Source organism: Bradyrhizobium erythrophlei (genome assembly GCF_042430365.1).
GTDB lineage: Bacteria > Pseudomonadota > Alphaproteobacteria > Rhizobiales > Xanthobacteraceae > Bradyrhizobium > Bradyrhizobium erythrophlei.
The window spans coordinates 22236-37885 of record NZ_JBHMET010000181.1 but is presented as its reverse complement, the minus strand read 5'-3'; the positions used below and the strand labels follow the sequence as shown (position 1 = coordinate 37885).

The 15650-nt window shown below is 64.5% G+C and carries 12 protein-coding genes; 8 read left to right on the top strand and 4 right to left on the bottom strand.

Going from position 1 to position 15650, the window contains the following annotated elements; translation table 11 throughout:
• Positions 1-525 precede the first annotated feature (525 nt).
• Both ilvD and ACFFWD_RS25910 read left to right on the top strand, forming a co-directional pair.
• Positions 526-2250, top strand: coding sequence for a dihydroxy-acid dehydratase (gene ilvD / locus ACFFWD_RS25915; protein ID WP_376969923.1), 1725 nt, complete (start codon positions 526-528; stop codon positions 2248-2250).
• Entirely contained in the window at positions 2237-3073 is an 837-nt protein-coding gene (locus ACFFWD_RS25910; RefSeq protein WP_376969921.1) for a tetratricopeptide repeat protein, read from the top strand. The genes ilvD and ACFFWD_RS25910 overlap by 14 nt, the downstream gene beginning before the upstream one ends.
• A gap of 23 nt (positions 3074-3096) precedes the next feature.
• Here the strand turns inward: ACFFWD_RS25910 and ACFFWD_RS25905 are convergent, their stop codons facing one another.
• On the bottom strand, positions 3097-4461 hold the full coding sequence (locus ACFFWD_RS25905; protein WP_376969920.1) for an MFS transporter: 1365 nt from the start codon (positions 4459-4461) through the stop codon (positions 3097-3099).
• A gap of 30 nt (positions 4462-4491) precedes the next feature.
• On the bottom strand, positions 4492-5256 hold the full coding sequence (locus ACFFWD_RS25900) for a GntR family transcriptional regulator (protein WP_376969918.1): 765 nt from the start codon (positions 5254-5256) through the stop codon (positions 4492-4494).
• Positions 5257-5442: 186 nt separating this feature from the next.
• On the opposite strand from ACFFWD_RS25900, the gene ACFFWD_RS25895 reads away from it, so the two are divergent.
• From ACFFWD_RS25895 to ACFFWD_RS25885, 3 genes are read left to right on the top strand one after another with little or no spacing between them, the layout of a single operon-like run.
• Positions 5443-6642, top strand: coding sequence for a mandelate racemase/muconate lactonizing enzyme family protein (locus tag ACFFWD_RS25895; protein ID WP_376969917.1), 1200 nt, complete (start codon positions 5443-5445; stop codon positions 6640-6642).
• Positions 6643-6653: 11 nt separating this feature from the next.
• Positions 6654-7421 carry an SDR family oxidoreductase gene (locus ACFFWD_RS25890; protein ID WP_376969915.1) on the top strand — a complete coding sequence of 256 codons (768 nt, stop codon included), beginning with the start codon at positions 6654-6656 and terminating at the stop codon, positions 7419-7421.
• A gap of 41 nt (positions 7422-7462) precedes the next feature.
• Positions 7463-8494 (top strand): L-idonate 5-dehydrogenase, encoded by a 1032-nt coding sequence (locus ACFFWD_RS25885; protein WP_376969913.1) that lies wholly within the window; start codon positions 7463-7465, stop codon positions 8492-8494.
• A 219-nt stretch (positions 8495-8713) separates the two neighbouring features.
• On the opposite strand, the gene xth is transcribed toward ACFFWD_RS25885, so the two are convergent.
• Complete coding sequence (gene xth / locus ACFFWD_RS25880; RefSeq protein WP_376969911.1) at positions 8714-9505, bottom strand: exodeoxyribonuclease III; 792 nt, start codon at positions 9503-9505, stop codon at positions 8714-8716.
• Between the two features lie 155 nt (positions 9506-9660).
• Here xth and ACFFWD_RS25875 point away from each other — a divergent pair, with 155 nt between their 5' ends.
• A complete protein-coding gene (locus tag ACFFWD_RS25875; RefSeq protein ID WP_376969909.1) occupies positions 9661-10791 on the top strand; it encodes an efflux RND transporter periplasmic adaptor subunit in 1131 nt (376 codons plus the stop codon).
• 3 nt (positions 10792-10794) lie between these two features.
• Complete coding sequence (locus ACFFWD_RS25870) at positions 10795-13923, top strand: efflux RND transporter permease subunit (RefSeq protein WP_376969907.1); 3129 nt, start codon at positions 10795-10797, stop codon at positions 13921-13923.
• Positions 13924-13965: 42 nt separating this feature from the next.
• Here ACFFWD_RS25870 and erpA read toward each other — a convergent pair whose 3' ends face one another.
• Positions 13966-14295, bottom strand: a complete 330-nt coding sequence (gene erpA / locus ACFFWD_RS25865) for an iron-sulfur cluster insertion protein ErpA (protein ID WP_376969905.1) — start codon at positions 14293-14295, stop codon at positions 13966-13968.
• A gap of 140 nt (positions 14296-14435) precedes the next feature.
• Between erpA and ACFFWD_RS25860 the strand changes: the two genes are divergently transcribed.
• Positions 14436-15644 carry a deoxyguanosinetriphosphate triphosphohydrolase gene (locus ACFFWD_RS25860; protein WP_376969903.1) on the top strand — a complete coding sequence of 403 codons (1209 nt, stop codon included), beginning with the start codon at positions 14436-14438 and terminating at the stop codon, positions 15642-15644.
• The last annotated feature ends 6 nt before the right edge of the window (positions 15645-15650 follow it).

Below are 15650 nucleotides of genomic sequence, written 5' to 3'. Positions count from 1 at the left end.
CAGAGAATCAGTCTTCGCCGATCTTCGCAACAAAGATGTGTGCATTAGATAGCGGTCTCGTCGGGGAGAGCACGAAATAAGCCGTAAGACCATCGCGCAGGGAAAGCCGGTGTGACCCCGGTTTCACCTGTGTCCTACCTCCCGTGCTTTTCGTTGCACGGGACCCATGGGTGCAATCGGCACCCGGCTTTCCCTGCGCCCTCTGCTCGAGTGGAGGGGGTGAATCGACGCACAACTCGGACGGGTTCCGCCGCGAGAATGCAATTTCTTGCCACGAAAAATGAGTTCCCCATAAGGGCGGATAATATATGGTGGCCCCGATGCAACGATTGTTGCTGGCGTGCCACACTTCCCGAACATTTAACCCTGAGAGGAGGCGGTTCTTGCGCGCGCCGCTTTTTGGCCACACCCCTCTATGAAAGCATGTTCCATAAAGCTGATTGGCCAGCGCTCGCGAACGACAACGGGAGACTTTTGATCCTCCCGGCGTTGTCAGGGAGGTAGAGGCTGGGAAACAGGTTCGCGATGGACGCCAAGACGAACATCAAGGGCAGGCTGCCGAGCCGTCACGTGACGGAGGGGCCCGAACGCGCGCCGCATCGCTCCTATCTCTATGCCATGGGGCTGACGACAGCCCAGATTCATCAACCCTTTGTCGGCGTTGCTTCATGTTGGAATGAAGCCGCCCCCTGCAACATTTCGCTGATGCGCCAGGCGCAGGCGGTGAAGAAGGGTGTCGCCGCGGCCGGCGGCACGCCGCGCGAATTCTGCACCATCACCGTCACCGACGGCATCGCGATGGGCCATGACGGTATGCGCTCGTCGCTGCCGTCGCGCGAATGCATCGCCGACTCAGTCGAGCTGACCGTCCGCGGCCACTCCTATGACGCGCTGGTCGGGCTCGCCGGCTGCGACAAGTCGCTGCCCGGCATGATGATGGCGATGGTCCGCTTGAACGTGCCCTCGATCTTCATCTACGGCGGCTCGATCCTGCCCGGCAACTTCCGCGGGCAGCCGGTCACCGTGCAGGACATGTTCGAGGCGGTCGGCAAGCACTCGGTCGGTGCGATGTCGGACGAGGATCTCGACGAGATCGAACGGGTGGCATGCCCGTCGGCCGGCGCCTGTGGCGCCCAGTTTACGGCCAACACCATGGCGACAGTCTCCGAGGCGATCGGCCTCGCGCTCCCGTATTCTGCGGGGGCTCCCGCGCCCTACGAAATCAGGGATGCTTTCTGCGCCGCTGCCGGCGAGAAAGTGATGGAGCTGATCGAGAAGAATATCCGCCCGCGGGACATCGTCACCCGCGAAGCCCTTGAAAATGCTGCGGCCGTGGTTGCGGCCTCCGGCGGCTCGACCAATGCTGCGCTGCACCTGCCGGCGATCGCTCATGAGTGCGGCATCAAGTTCGACTTATTCGACGTCGCCGAAATCTTCAAAAAGACTCCTTACGTCGCGGATTTGAAGCCGGGCGGCCGTTATGTTGCCAAAGACATGTTTGAGGTTGGTGGCATTCCGCTGCTGATGAAGACGCTGCTCGATAATGGCCACCTGCACGGGGATTGCCTAACCGTCACGGGCCGAACGATCGCCGAAAATCTCAAAAGCGTGAAATGGAATCCGCACCAGGACGTGGTGCGGCCCGCCGACAATCCGATCACCGTGACCGGTGGCGTTGTCGGGCTGAAGGGTAATCTCGCTCCGGAGGGTGCGATCGTGAAGGTCGCGGGCATGTCCAACCTGAAGTTTACCGGTCCGGCCCGGTGCTTCGACCGCGAGGAAGACGCCTTCGAGGCCGTGCAGAAGCGCACCTACAAGGAAGGCGAAGTCATTGTGATCCGCTACGAGGGCCCCAAGGGCGGCCCAGGCATGCGGGAAATGCTGGCGACCACGGCGGCGCTGACCGGGCAGGGCATGGGCGGCAAGGTCGCCCTGATCACCGATGGCCGGTTCTCGGGCGCCACCCGCGGCTTCTGTATCGGCCATATTGGGCCGGAGGCGGCGGTCGGCGGGCCGATCGCCCTGTTGCAGGACGGCGACATCATCGAGATCGACGCCGATGCCGGAGTTCTTAACGTAAAATTGAGCGACGCCGAACTCGCAAACCGTAAGACCAAATGGGCCCCTCGCGCGACCAACCATACATCTGGTGCGCTGTGGAAGTATGCCCAGCAGGTCGGGCCTGCGGTGGATGGCGCGGTCACTCATCCCGGTGGCGCGCACGAGAAACAGTGTTATGCGGACGTTTAAGCGTACGATATTTGCGTTTGCGTTAGGGGCCATTCCGGTGGCGGGCCCCGGATTCGGATTCGACGGAGCCCCGGTCAACCCGCAGGACACGGCCCTTCCGGTGGTTTCGCCGCAGCCGGGTGCCGCAGCCGCCCTGAAGCGGGCGACCGCAGTGCCGGTGGCGCCGGCCGCGACCTCGACCAATTCCCTGACCTCGCTGCAATACGCCGCCGAGGGCGGCCATCCGGTCGCGCAGTGGAAGCTCGGCAAGATGTACGCCGAGGGTGACGGGGTCACCCAGGACGATCTGCGCGCGTTCGAATATTTCAGCCGGATCGCCAACGCGCATGCCGAGGACTCGCCGTCGGCGCCGCAGGCCTCCGTCGTGGCCAACGCCTTCGTCGCGCTCGGTCGCTACTATCTGAGCGGTATCCCCAATTCCAAGGTCAAGCCGGACACCGAGCGGGCCCGGGAGATGTTCTCCTATGCCGCGTCCTATTTCGGCAATGCCGATGCCCAGTATGACCTTGCCCGGCTGTACCTGAAGACGCCGGACGCCTCGCGGGACGATTTCCGCTACGGCGCCCGCTGGCTGGGGCTCGCCGCCCAGAAGGGCCAGCACCAGGCCCAGGCGCTGCTCGGCCAGATGCTGTTCAACGGCGACCGCCTGCCGCCGCAGCGGGCGCGCGGCCTGATGTGGCTGACCTTGGCGCGCGACAGCGCCACCCCGGACGAGACCTGGATCAAGGAAAGCTACAACCGCGCGATCGCGAAGGCGTCCGACGACGACCGCGCGATGGCGCTGCAGATGCTCGAGCACTGGGTGCAGGGCCGCCGGGATTAATTCCCCGACTGCCGCTTGCGCCGTCAGTCGTGCTCGAAGCCATAGACCTCCGGCAGGATGAAGATCGCGGCGAGCAGCCCGATCAGCGGGAAGACCGCGACGAACAGCGTCGCATTGGCCTGCCCGATCGCCGCGAACAGCGACGGGAACAGGAAGATCGCGAGGAACGACGGCAGCTTCACGAACATGTAGGCAAAGCCCGAGGCGGTGCCGCGATACTGCGGCTTGGCCACCAGGGTCGGGATCGTCATGCAGTTCGAGGCGTCCCAGTAATGGCCCCACAGCATGCCGGCGGCGGCGAACGGCAGGACGTATTTGTGGTCGTTGTAGAGTGCAGCGGCCGCAATCAATAGCGACACCAGCACGATCGCAAAGCCGGCGATGCTGATGCCGCGATGGCCGATCTTCGGCGTCAGCATCGGCCCGACCCAGCCTGACAGCGCGGCGAACGCGAACAGCGCCATGGTGACGAGGTTGTTGCCGAGCACGGTCGAGACCCCGACCATCGCAAACAGCACCGGCAGGTAGAAGGCGAAGGTCGAGAACTCGCTCGCCTGGGCGAAGCAGGCGATCCAGCCATAGAGCGTCGCCCGCCAGCGGATCGGATCCTGCTTGAGGTCGGCGAGGAAGGCGGTGGGCCGCGGCTTCGGCAGCACGACGTCCTGGTCGGGCAGCATGGCGAGGTCGTCATTGTACATCTGCCGCGCCACCTGCTTGGCCTCGCGGAAGCGGCCCTGCTGCACCAGCCAGACCGCGGTTTCCGGCACGTCGTGGCGCATCAGCAGGATGATCAGTGCGGGCAGGGCGCCGAGGCCGAGCGTGACGCGCCAGAGCGTTTCGTGATTCATCTCGGCGAGCAGGAACAGGATGATGACCCCGATCGTCAGCACCTCGCCGACCGCGAACATGAACTGCCAGCGGTTGCCCATGACCTCGCGCTCGCCCTTGGCCATGGATTCCATGATGTAGGTGTAGCCGGTCGAGATATCGCTGCCGAGCGGAATGCCGAGCAAAAAGCGGATCACGATCAGCCAGGTCACGTTGGGCACGAAGGCCTGCGCCAGCGCCAGGATGATGAACATGATCATCGTCGCGAGGAACATGATGCGGCGACCGATCTTGTCGGACAGCCAGCCGCCGATCAGCGCGCCGATCAAGGCGCCGCCCTGCGTGCCGGCCGCGGCAAGCCCGAGCATCAACGGATCGGGATTGTACTGCTCGCGGATGAAGATCAGCACGAAGGCGATCGAATAGAGGTCCCAGGCCTCGACCAGGATCGAGGCCATCATCAGCCAGCCGACCTTGTTGCCCTTGGGGCTGTAATTGGTGATGAGGTGACGGACCGCGCTGTCGACCGCGGTCTGCTGCGGAAGTGCCATTGTGGACATTTGCCGTTTCTCCCGTTGTCCCCTGACCTGTTACGCCCCGAGCAGCGGCTCGATGCTGCAATCGAGCAGCCGCGGATCGATGCCGGCTTCCATGCCTTCGAACATCGCGTCCATGAAATCGATCAGCGCATCGCTCGCCGCGGTCGCGCGGTCGACGCGGCGATTGGCGACGGCGTTGAGAATGGCGAGATGACTGTCGATCGTGCCGGACAGGTCGGCCTGGCCCGGCATGTGCCGATGGTGGATGAAGCCGATGCGACGATAGAGCGTGTGCAGCGGCCGCAGCGTATGGGCGAGGAACGGCTCGCCGGCGGCGGCGAGGATCAGGCTGTCGATGCGGCGGTCGAGATTGTTGAACTCCTCGAGCGTCAGCGTCGCCCGCTTGTCCTTGATCACCCGCTCGATGTGCAGCGCCTGATTGCGGTGCGAGAGGCTGGCGCGCTCGGCGGCCAGGCGAATGACGAAGCGCTCGATGTCACGCCGCAGCGCGAGCAGCATGCGTTCGCGGGCGAGGTCGATCGGGGCGACCTGCAGGCCATGGCGCGGGCGGATGATGAACAGCGTATCGGCGGCAAGCGTATTGACGGCGTTGTGCACCGGCGTCCGGCCGAAGCCGGTGAGGTTCTGCAGCTCCTGCACGGTGAGGAACTGGCCGGGCCTGAGCTCGCAATTCACCAGCAGGTCCTCGATCCGCTGATAGGCGAGCTCGAAAAAATTGACGCGGTTGCGCCGGCCGGGGACTCCGTCCTTGTCGCTGGGACGCACGACCTCAAGCGCGCGTTTGCGCCGTACCATTGTTTCCTCCCGCCGGCTCGCGTCCATCGCGCGAGCCCGATCTTGCTGAACGTCATCTTAAAACATGTTGTGAAATATTACAAGCGATCGTATCAATGGGCAGTCGGGCCTCCGAAAAAATGGGAGGCGCATCCGAAAATCAACAACATGGACCCGCGACGGGCGGCGCTCCGGGAGGATATCGCGATGAAGATCACTTCGATCGAGACGTTGCGCACCGAGGAATTCGCCAACGTGATCTGGGTCCGCGTCCACACCGACACCGGGCTAATCGGGCTTGGCGAGACCTTCTACGGCGCGGGCGCGGTCGAAGCGCAAATCCACGACACCTTTGCGGGCCGGCTGCTCGGCCGCAACCCACTGCATATCGAGGCGATCCACCGCGACATGCTCAATCTGCCGATGGCGCAATCGTCGACTGGCGTCGAATACCGCGCGGCATCCGCGGTCGACATCGCGCTGTGGGACCTGTTCGGCAAGGTCTGCGGCCAGCCGGTGCATCAGATGCTCGGCGGTCTCTGCCGCGACAAACAGCGCATCTACAACACCTGCGCCGGCACCAAATATGTCCGCTCCACCAACATCCGCCCGGTCTCGAACTGGAATCTGGGCGAAGCGCAGGGGCCCTATGAGGACCTCGACGGCTTCATGACCCGCGCCGACGCGCTCGCCGAAAGCCTGCTTGAAAGCGGCATCTCCGCGATGAAGATCTGGCCGTTCGATCCGCCGGCGCAGGAGAACAACGGCCTCTACATCACGTCAGCGCAGATGAAGCAGGCGATCGAGCCGTTCGAGAAGATCCGCAAGGCGGTCGGCGACCGCATGGAGATCATGGTCGAGCTGCATTCGCTGTGGAACCTGCCGACCGCCAAGCAGATCGCGCGTGCGCTCGAGCCTTACAAGCCGACCTGGTATGAGGACCCGATCCGGATGAACTCGCCGCAGGCGCTCGCCGAATATGCGCGCTCGACGGATGTGTGGGTCTGCGCCAGCGAGACGCTCGGCTCGCGCTATCCCTACAAGGATATGCTCGACCGTGACGCTATGCATGTGGTGATGGCCGATCTGTGCTGGACCGGTGGGCTCACGGAAGGCCGCAAGATCGCGGCGATGGCCGAGACCTATCACCGGCCGTTCGCGCCGCATGACTGCATCGGCCCGGTCGGGTTCATCGCGGCGATCCACATGTCATTCAGCCAGCCGAACACGCTGATCCAGGAATCGGTGCGGGCGTTCTACAAGGGCTGGTACAACGAGCTTGTCACCACCATGCCCGTGATCAAGGATGGCTATGTCTATCCGATGGAAGGGCCGGGGCTCGGCGTCGACCTGCTGCCCGCGGTCTTCGACCGCAGCGATCTCACCGTACGCCGCTCCAACGCCTGAAGGACTTCAAGATGAGCACCGCTTTGTTCGATCTCTCGGGCCGCACTGCGCTCGTAACCGGTTCCTCCCGTGGCCTGGGCCGCGCCATCGCCGAAGGGATGGCGAAGGCCGGCGCGCGGCTGATCATCAATGGCGTCGACCCTGGCCGGGTCGAGACGGCGGTGGCCGAGTTTCGTGCCGCCGGACACAAGGCTGAAGGCGCAGCCTTCGACGTCACCGACGAGGCCGCGGTCGTCCGTGCCTTCGAACGCTTCGACCGCGAGGGCATCGAGGTCGACATCCTCGTCAACAATGCCGGCATCCAGCGGCGCAAGCCGCTGGTCGAATTCACGACCGAGGAATGGCGCAAGGTGATTGAGACCAATCTCACCAGCGCCTTCGTGGCTGGGCGTGAGGCGGCGAAGCGGATGCTTCTGCGCAAGCGCGGCAAGATCATCAATATCGGCTCGCTCGGCAGCGAATTGGCGCGGCCGACGATCGCGCCCTACACGGCGGCGAAGGGCGGCATCAAGAACCTGACGCGCTCGATGGCCGTCGAATGGGCCGCGAGCGGCATCCAGGCCAACGCGATCGGGCCGGGCTACATGCTCACCGACATGAATGAGGCGCTGATGTCCAACCCCGAGTTCAACAACTGGCTCATGTTACGCGTCCCGTCGAAGCGCTGGGGCAAGCCGGACGAGCTTGTCGGCGCCGCGATTTTCCTTGCGTCCGACGCCTCCAACTACGTCAACGGACAAATCATCTATGTCGACGGTGGAATGCTTGCGGCGATGTGATCGCGGCAACTAGGTCGGCTATCAACAGAGAGACTGAATTCATGCGCGCCGTTGTCATTCACGCTCCCCACGACTTGCGGATCGACAGTTTTGAAAATCCTGCGCCCGCGCCGCACCAGGTGCGGGTGAAGATCGCGGCCGGCGGCATCTGCGGCTCGGACCTGCATTACTACCATCACGGCGGCTTCGGGACCGTGCGGATCCAACAGCCGATGGCGTTGGGGCATGAAATCTCCGGCACCATCGCCGACGTCGGCGCCGGCGTGTCGCATCTGCGTCCAGGCATGCGGGTCGCGGTCAATCCGAGCCTGCCCTGCGGGCAGTGCGCCTATTGCCGCGAGGGCATGCGCAATCAATGTACGGATATGCGCTTCCTCGGCAGCGCGATGCGCTTTCCCCATGTGCAGGGCGGTTTCCGCGAGTTCATGACCGTCGACGCCTCGCAGGCGATCCCGATGTCCGACACGCTGTCGTTTGCCGAGGCCGCCATGGCCGAGCCGTTTGCGGTCTGCCTTCACGCCGGCAACCAGGCCGGCAGCCTGCTCGGCAAGCGCGTGCTGGTGACCGGCTGTGGCCCGATCGGCGCGCTCATGGCTGTGGTTGCGCGTTTCAGCGGCGCGTCCGAGATCGTCGCAACGGACATCGCCGAAGCGCCGCTTGCGATCGCCCGCAGGCTTGGCGCGACGCGCGCGATCAACAGCGCAACCGATGCCGGCGCGCTCGAACCGTACAAGGCGGGCAAGGGCGAACTCGACGTGCTGTTCGAGGCGTCGGGCAATCAGGCCGCGCTGCGCGGGGCGCTTGATCTGCTCCGGCCGGGCGGGGTGATCGTGCAGGTCGGGCTCGGCGGCGAGATGACGCTGCCGATCAACACCATCGTCGCCAAGGAGCTGCAGCTCCGCGGGACCTTCCGCTTCGATCCCGAATTCGAGCTGGCGCTGCGGCTGATGGGCGAGGGGCTTGTCGATCTCAAGCCGTTGGTGTCGGCCTCCGTTCCGTTCGAATCGGCGGTGGATGCCTTCGAACTCGCCAGCGACCGGTCGCGCTCAATGAAGGTGCAGTTGACCTTCTAGAGCGGGATGAGGTCAGGTTGAATCGGTCCGGCAGCAGACTGGCTGCACCTCTCCCGCTTGCGGGGGAGGTCGCATCGCATCGCGATGCGGGTGGGGGCTCTCTCCACACGATGACTCGCGGCGAGACCTCCACCCCAGCCCTCCCCCGCAAGCGGGAGAGGGAGCGCGGTTCCTTCGCGGTTGTTGTTCGACCTAATCTCATCATGCTCTAGGCGGGCGTCAAGCCGTCTCGAAATCGAGGTCCGCCCAGACCGGGACGTGGTCGGACGGCTTCTCCCAGGCACGCACATAGCTGTCGATGCCGACGTCCACCAGGCGATCGCTGGCCTGCGGCGACAGCAGCAGATGGTCGATCCGAAGGCCCCAGTTCTTCTGCCAGGCTCCGGCCTGGTAGTCCCAGAAGGTGTATTGGCCGGGCTCGTCGTTGACCGCGCGCAAAGCGTCGGTCAGGCCGAGGCCGAGCAGGGACTGAAAGGCCTCCCTGGTGGCGGGGCGGAACAGGGCGTCGTCGATCCACGCGGCGGGGTTGTAGACGTCCCGGGCCGCGGGAATGACGTTGAAGTCGCCGGCGAGGATCAGTGGCTCTTCGTTTCTCAGCCGCTCCTTCGAATACTCAAGAAGCCGCGACATCCATTTGAGTTTGTACGGATATTTGTCCGTGTTGGGCGGGTTGCCATTGGGCAGATAGAGGCAGGCGACTCGCATCACGCCGTGCTTCAGCGTGACGACGCCCTCCAGGAAGCGCGCGTGGGCGTCTTCATCGTCCCCGGCGAGCCCCGACTTGGTCTCGTCGAACGGCAGCTTGGAGAGCAGCGCCACGCCGTTGAAGGTCTTCTGACCGTGAGTGACGACATTGTAGCCGAGCGACTCGATTTCGAGCCGCGGGAAGGCGTCATCGACGCATTTGATCTCCTGCAGGCAGACGATGTCGGGCGAGCATTCCTTGAGCCAGCTCAAGAGGTGCTCGAGCCGCTGGCGGATCGAGTTGACGTTCCATGTAGCGATGCGCATGCGAATGACCCGGATCGTAACAGCACTATTTCACTTGTGTGGCATACCATGTGCGGCCAGCCTGTGCTAACCGTCTAGAAATAAGGCGTAACAAGTGCCGTCAAGGGGGAGCTACGAACCGTCCCGGTGTTAGTGGGCGGCGCACGTGCAAAACTATGAAAAAACGAAATTTGCTTGTGACTATTGCCGTGCTCGGCATTGCGGCCGGGGCGGCCTACGCGACCCGATCTTCATGGATGAGTGGCCCGGCCACGGCGCAGGGCCCCCGGCGGCCGCGTCTGGTTTCCGTTGAACTCGCAAAGGCGGAACGCAAGTCCGTGCCGGTGGACGTCGATGCGATCGGGACGGTAACCCCAATCTCCAGCGTCGCACTGAAGTCGCGGCTGGAGACCACCATCGTCGCGGTCCATTTCGAGGATGGCGCCAAGGTCAATGAGGGCGACCTTCTGTTCACGCTCGATGCACGCCAGATCGACGCGCAGATCGAGCAGGCCGAGGGCGTCCTCGCCAAGGACCAGGCCCAGCTCGAAGGCGCCCAGCGCGACCTCCGCCGCTACACCGATCTCGTCGGCAAGGGCGCGACCACGCAGGTCAATGTCGACAACGCCAAGACCCAATCCGATACCTTGATCGGCACCATCAAGGCCGACCAGGCGGCGCTCGACAATCTCAGGGTCCAGAAGAGCTACACCACGATCCGCGCGCCGTTCGCCGGCCGGATCAGCGTCGCGAATGTCAAGGTCGGGAACTTCGTCCGTCCCGCCGACACCCAGCCGCTCGCCGTGATCAACCAGATGGCGCCGGTCTACGTGACCTTTGCCATTCCGCAGCGCACGCTGGTCGATCTGCGCGATGCCATGGGGAAGGGCGATTCGAAGGTGATCGCAACTGTTCCCGGCCATCGGCGGTCCGAGGACGGCAAGGTCGCAATGGTCGAAAACACCGTCGATGCGACCACCGGCATGGTCACCGTCCGCGGCATCATGAACAACGCCCGCGAGACGCTATGGCCGGGCACCATCGTGCAGACCAAGTTGATCATCCGCAGCGAGGACTCGGTCGTGGTCCCGACGGTTGCCGTCCAACGCAGCCAGAACGGCAATTATGTCTTCGTCGTCAGGGACGGCGTCGCCAAGGTGCAGCCGGTCAAGGTCGACCGCACGTTCCAGGGCAGTTCAGTGATCTCGGAGGGGTTGGCGGGCGACGAGAGCGTTGTCGTCGATGGCCAGTTGCTGCTGTCCGATGGATCGCGGGTCGAGCCGCGGGCGCGCAAGGCCGGAGCGTAGGCAATGACGCTCTCCGAGCTCTGCATCCGCCGCCCGGTCATGACGACGCTGATCACGGCGTCGATCATCGCGTTCGGCGTGTTCGGCTTCCGCCTGCTGCCGGTGTCCGCGCTGCCCAAGGTGGACTTCCCGACGATCGCGGTGACCGCGACCTTGCCGGGCGCCAGCGCCGACACCATGGCTGCCTCGGTCGCCGGCATCATCGAGCGCCAGCTCTCGACGATCGCGGGCATCTCCTCGATGTCCTCGAGTTCGTCGCAGGGCACGAGCGTCATCACCATCCAGTTCGACCTCAACCGCAACATCGACGCCGCGGCGCTCGACGTGCAGACCGCATTGACCATCGCGCAACGCCGGCTGCCGATCGAGATGACGATCCCGCCGAGCTTCCGGAAAGTGAACCCGGCGGACTTCCCGGTGCTGTTCGTATCGCTGGGGTCGGCAACGCTGCCGCTGTCGGCGGTCCACGAGTATGGCGACATCACGATCGGGCAGGCGCTGTCGCAGCTGCCGGGCGTCGCGCAGGTTTTGATCTTCGGCGCACAGAAGTTTGCCATCCGGGTGCAAGCCGATCCGGAAGCGGCTGCCGCCCGCGGCGTCTCGATGGAGGATATCCGGGCCGCGGTGTCGCGCGCCAATTCCTCGACCCCGGTCGGCACCCTGAACGGTCCCAAGCAGGACGTCGCATTGCAGGCGTCCGGACAAATGGACAAGGCGGCCGACTACCGCCAGATCTATGTCGCCTGGCGCAACGGCTCGCCGGTGCGACTCGACGAGATCGCCAAGGTCTATGACAGCGTCGAGAACGACAAGATCGCGACCTGGATGAACGATGAGCGCGCCATCGTGCTCGCGATCCAGAAGCAGCCGGATGCCAATACTGTTGCGGTGGTCGATTCCGTGCTGGCGAAACTGCCGGCGCTGCGCGCAGCGATCCCGCCGTCCGTGACCATGCAGGTCCTGATGGACCGCTCGATCTCGATCCGGCAGGCGGTCAGCGACGTCGAGGAGACGCTGCTGATCGCCGTCGCGCTGGTGATCCTGGTGATCTTCCTGTTCCTGCGCTCGGCATCGGCGACCTTCATTCCGGCGCTGGCGGTGCCGATCTCGCTGTTCGGCACCTGCGCGGCGATGTATGCGCTCGACTACTCCATCAACAACATGACGCTGTTGGCGCTGACGCTCTCGGTCGGCTTCGTGGTCGACGACGCCATCGTCATGCTGGAGAACATCGTCCGCCACATCGAGCACGGCATGAAGCCGTTCGAGGCAGCGCTGAAGGGCTCGCGCGAGATCGGCTTCACCATCATCTCGATCACCTTCTCGCTGATCGCGGTGTTCATCCCGGTGCTCTTGATGGGCGGCATCGTCGGTCGTGTGTTCCGCGAATTCGCGGTGACAATCTCGGTCGCGATCATCGTCTCCGGCTTCGTGTCGCTGACGCTGACCCCGATGCTGTGCGCCCGCGTGCTGCGGGCGCATGGCGCGAGCACGCGGCCGAACATCGTGCTGCGCGCCTTCGAGGCGATGTTCGAGGCCTGGCTGCGCGCCTATGAATGGGCGCTCGACAGGGTGCTGGCCAAGAAGGGCTTGATGCTGGCCGTGACGCTCGCGACGCTCGGCGGCACTATCTATCTCTACATGATCGTGCCGAAGGGCTTCTTCCCGCAGGAGGACACCGGCTTCCTGATCGGCGTGACGGAGGCGGCGACCGATACCTCGTTCGAGGCGATGAAGGTGCGCCAGCAGGCGCTGGTCGACGTGCTGAAATCGGATCCGGCGATCGACTACATCAATTCCACCGTCGGCTCCGGCGGCCCGAACCCGACCGCGAATTACGGCCGGCTGTTCATCGCGCTGAAGGACCAGAGGACGCGCGACAATGCCACCGTGGTGATCGGCCGCCTGAGGCAGAAGGCCCGCGCCATCCCGGGTATGCAGGCGTTCTTCCAGAGCATCCAGAACCTCAGCATTGGCGGCCGCATCTCCAAGAGCCAGTATCAGTATGTGATGCAGAGCGGTGACACCGAGGCGCTCTACCGCCTGGCGCCGGAGATGCGCGACAAGATCGAGAAGATCCCGGGCCTGCTCGACGTCACCACCGACCTCTACATCAAGAACCCGCAGATGACGGTCGACATCGACCGCGAGAAGGCGGCGGTCTACGGCGTCACCGTCGATCAGGTCCGCAACCAGCTCTACAACGCCTACGGCTCGCGGCAGATCGGCACCATCTACATGCCGTCGAACGACTATCAGATCATCCTGGAGGCGCAGCCGCAGTTCCGTATCGATCCGTCCGATCTCTCGAAGCTCTACATGAAGACCACGAACGGCCAGACCATTCCGCTGGACGCGGTGGCAAAGCTCGTGCCGACGGTCGGTCCGCTGCAGATCAACCACCAGGGCCAGCAGCCGGCGGTGACGATCTCGTTCAACCTCGCGCCCGGTTATTCGCTGGGTTACGCGGTCGACCAAATCACCGAGCTCGAGCAGAAGTCGAACCTGCCGGCAACGATCGTGACCGGGTTCTCCGGCACCGCCCAGGTGTTCCAGGATTCCTTGCGCGGGCAGGGCGTCCTGATCCTCGCCGCGGTGTTTGCGGCCTTCGTGATCCTCGGCATCCTCTACGAGAGCTTCATCCACCCGATCACCATCATCTCGGGCCTGCCGTCGGCCGGCATCGGCGCGATCCTGACCTTGATGCTGTTCGGCATGGAGATGTCGGTCATCGCGATGATCGGCATCGTGATGTTGGTCGGCATCGTCAAGAAGAACGCCATCATGATGGTCGACTTCGCGCTCGAGCGCCGCCGCGTCGGCTTGAGCGCCGAGCACGCGATCCGCGAGGCAGCGCTGCTGCGCTTCCGCCCGATCATGATGACGACCTTCGCAGCGATCTTCGGCACGTTGCCGATCGCGCTCGGGGCCGGCGCGGGCGCCGAGCTCCGTCAACCGCTTGGCGTCGCCGTGGTCGGCGGCCTCTGTGTGTCGCAGCTCCTGACGCTGTTCATCACGCCGGTGATCTACATCTATCTCGACCGCATCGATCGCAGGCTGCGGCGCAAGCTCGAGCCTCAGCTCGAGTCCGGTGGCGATGTCGAGCGGCCACAGGTGGTCGCGGCGGAGTGACCATGCGTCGTCGCGCGCTTCTCGCGGCGCACCGACGGAAGATTAGATCGAGAAGCTGGTGCCGCAGCCGCAGGAGGCGGTGGCGTTCGGGTTGACGACGCGGAACGAGGCGCCGATCAGGTCGTCGACGAAATCGACCTCCGAGCCGGCCAGGAACGGGACCGAGGCGGGGTCGACCAGCACCACGGCGTTGTCGCGCTCGATCACGAGGTCGTCATCGGCCTGGGTATGGTCGACGTCGAATTTGTACTGAAAGCCGGAGCAGCCGCCGCCCTCGACCGAGATGCGCAGCTTGGCGCCTTCACCCTCTTTGCTGAGGATTTGCCCGATGCGGCGGGCGGCCCGCTCGCTGACGGTGATGGCAGCAGTCATGGTCGGTCTCCGAGGCCTTCAGGTGAGCATGATCTGATCGGATAACGCTCGGGCGTCATACCCATTTCATTTGGTAGGCCGCGTCAGACATAGTTAAGTGCGGTAGGCCATGGAATCAAATGGATAAGGACTAAAATACCGTGTCGGTCGGAATGGCTGCCCCCCGTGCGCCTTATGCCTGCGATCCCGACCGCAGTCGGGGCCGGCTGGTCGCGGAGCCGCCGAGCCGGACCCGCAGCCCGTTCCGGCGCGATTGCGACCGGGTGATCCATTGCACCGCGTTTCGTCGCCTCAAGCACAAGACCCAGGTCTTCATCTTCCACGAGGGCGATCACTACCGCACCCGGCTGACCCATTCGCTCGAAGTCGCCCAGATCGCCCGCGCGCTGGCGCGCCAGCTCGGGCTCGACGAAGACCTGACGGAGACGCTGGCACTGGCGCATGACCTCGGCCATCCGCCGTTCGGGCACGCCGGCGAACGTGCGCTCGACGAATGCCTGAAGGCGCATGGCGGCTTCGACCACAATGCGCAGGCGTTGCGGGTCGTGACCTCGCTGGAGCATCGCTATCCCGAATTCGGCGGGCTGAACCTGACCTGGGAATCGTTGGAGGGGATCGTCAAGCACAACGGTCCATTGACCGCGCGGAGCGGCGCGCCGATCGGGCATTACCGCGAGAGCGGCGTTCCGGTCGGGATCGCCGACTACAATTTAACCTACGATCTCGAGCTGTGGAGCTACGCGTCGCTGGAGGCGCAGGTGGCGGCCTTCGCCGACGACATCGCCTATGACGCTCACGACATCGACGATGGCCTGCGCGCGGGCCTGTTCGTGGTCGACGACCTCAAGGAGATGCCGCTGACCAGGGAGATCATCGGCGACATCGACCGCCACTATCCGGGGCTGGACGAGGTGCGGCGGGGCGCTGAGCTGGTGCGCGAGCTGATCTCCCATTTCATCGGCGCCGTCTTCACCGAGGCGAGCCAGCGCCTCGCGGCCGCGAGGCCGCAATCGGCCCATGACGTGCGCCATCACCATGCGCCGTTGATCGCGTTTCCGCCCGCCGTCGCCGAGGAGGAGGCCGCGATCAAGGCGTTCCTGTACCGGCGGATGTACCGCCACAAGCGGGTGATGCAGATCATGGGGGACGCGGAAGGGGTGGTGCGCAACCTGTTCGAACGTTACCGGCAATCGCCGGGCGACCTGCCGGCGGAATGGATCGAGGGCACTGAGCAGGAGACTGAGGGCGCGCGCATTGGGCGGATCGGCAATTTCATTGCCGGAATGACCGACCGTTTCGCCCTGATCGAGCACCAAAGGCTTTTTGACTCGACACCGGATTTGCGTTAGGCGGCG

What these genes read in the sequence shown, in the direction of transcription:
- ilvD (WP_376969923.1), top strand. Translation starts at nt 526, where the DNA reads ATGGACGCCAAGACGAACATCAAGGGCAGGCTGCCGAGCCGTCACGTG.
- ACFFWD_RS25910 (WP_376969921.1), top strand. Translation starts at nt 2,237, where the DNA reads ATGCGGACGTTTAAGCGTACGATATTTGCGTTTGCGTTAGGGGCCATT.
- ACFFWD_RS25905 (WP_376969920.1), bottom strand. Translation starts at nt 4,461, where the DNA reads ATGTCCACAATGGCACTTCCGCAGCAGACCGCGGTCGACAGCGCGGTC.
- ACFFWD_RS25900 (WP_376969918.1), bottom strand. Translation starts at nt 5,256, where the DNA reads ATGGTACGGCGCAAACGCGCGCTTGAGGTCGTGCGTCCCAGCGACAAG.
- ACFFWD_RS25895 (WP_376969917.1), top strand. Translation starts at nt 5,443, where the DNA reads ATGAAGATCACTTCGATCGAGACGTTGCGCACCGAGGAATTCGCCAAC.
- ACFFWD_RS25890 (WP_376969915.1), top strand. Translation starts at nt 6,654, where the DNA reads ATGAGCACCGCTTTGTTCGATCTCTCGGGCCGCACTGCGCTCGTAACC.
- ACFFWD_RS25885 (WP_376969913.1), top strand. Translation starts at nt 7,463, where the DNA reads ATGCGCGCCGTTGTCATTCACGCTCCCCACGACTTGCGGATCGACAGT.
- xth (WP_376969911.1), bottom strand. Translation starts at nt 9,505, where the DNA reads ATGCGCATCGCTACATGGAACGTCAACTCGATCCGCCAGCGGCTCGAG.
- ACFFWD_RS25875 (WP_376969909.1), top strand. Translation starts at nt 9,661, where the DNA reads ATGAAAAAACGAAATTTGCTTGTGACTATTGCCGTGCTCGGCATTGCG.
- ACFFWD_RS25870 (WP_376969907.1), top strand. Translation starts at nt 10,795, where the DNA reads ATGACGCTCTCCGAGCTCTGCATCCGCCGCCCGGTCATGACGACGCTG.
- erpA (WP_376969905.1), bottom strand. Translation starts at nt 14,295, where the DNA reads ATGACTGCTGCCATCACCGTCAGCGAGCGGGCCGCCCGCCGCATCGGG.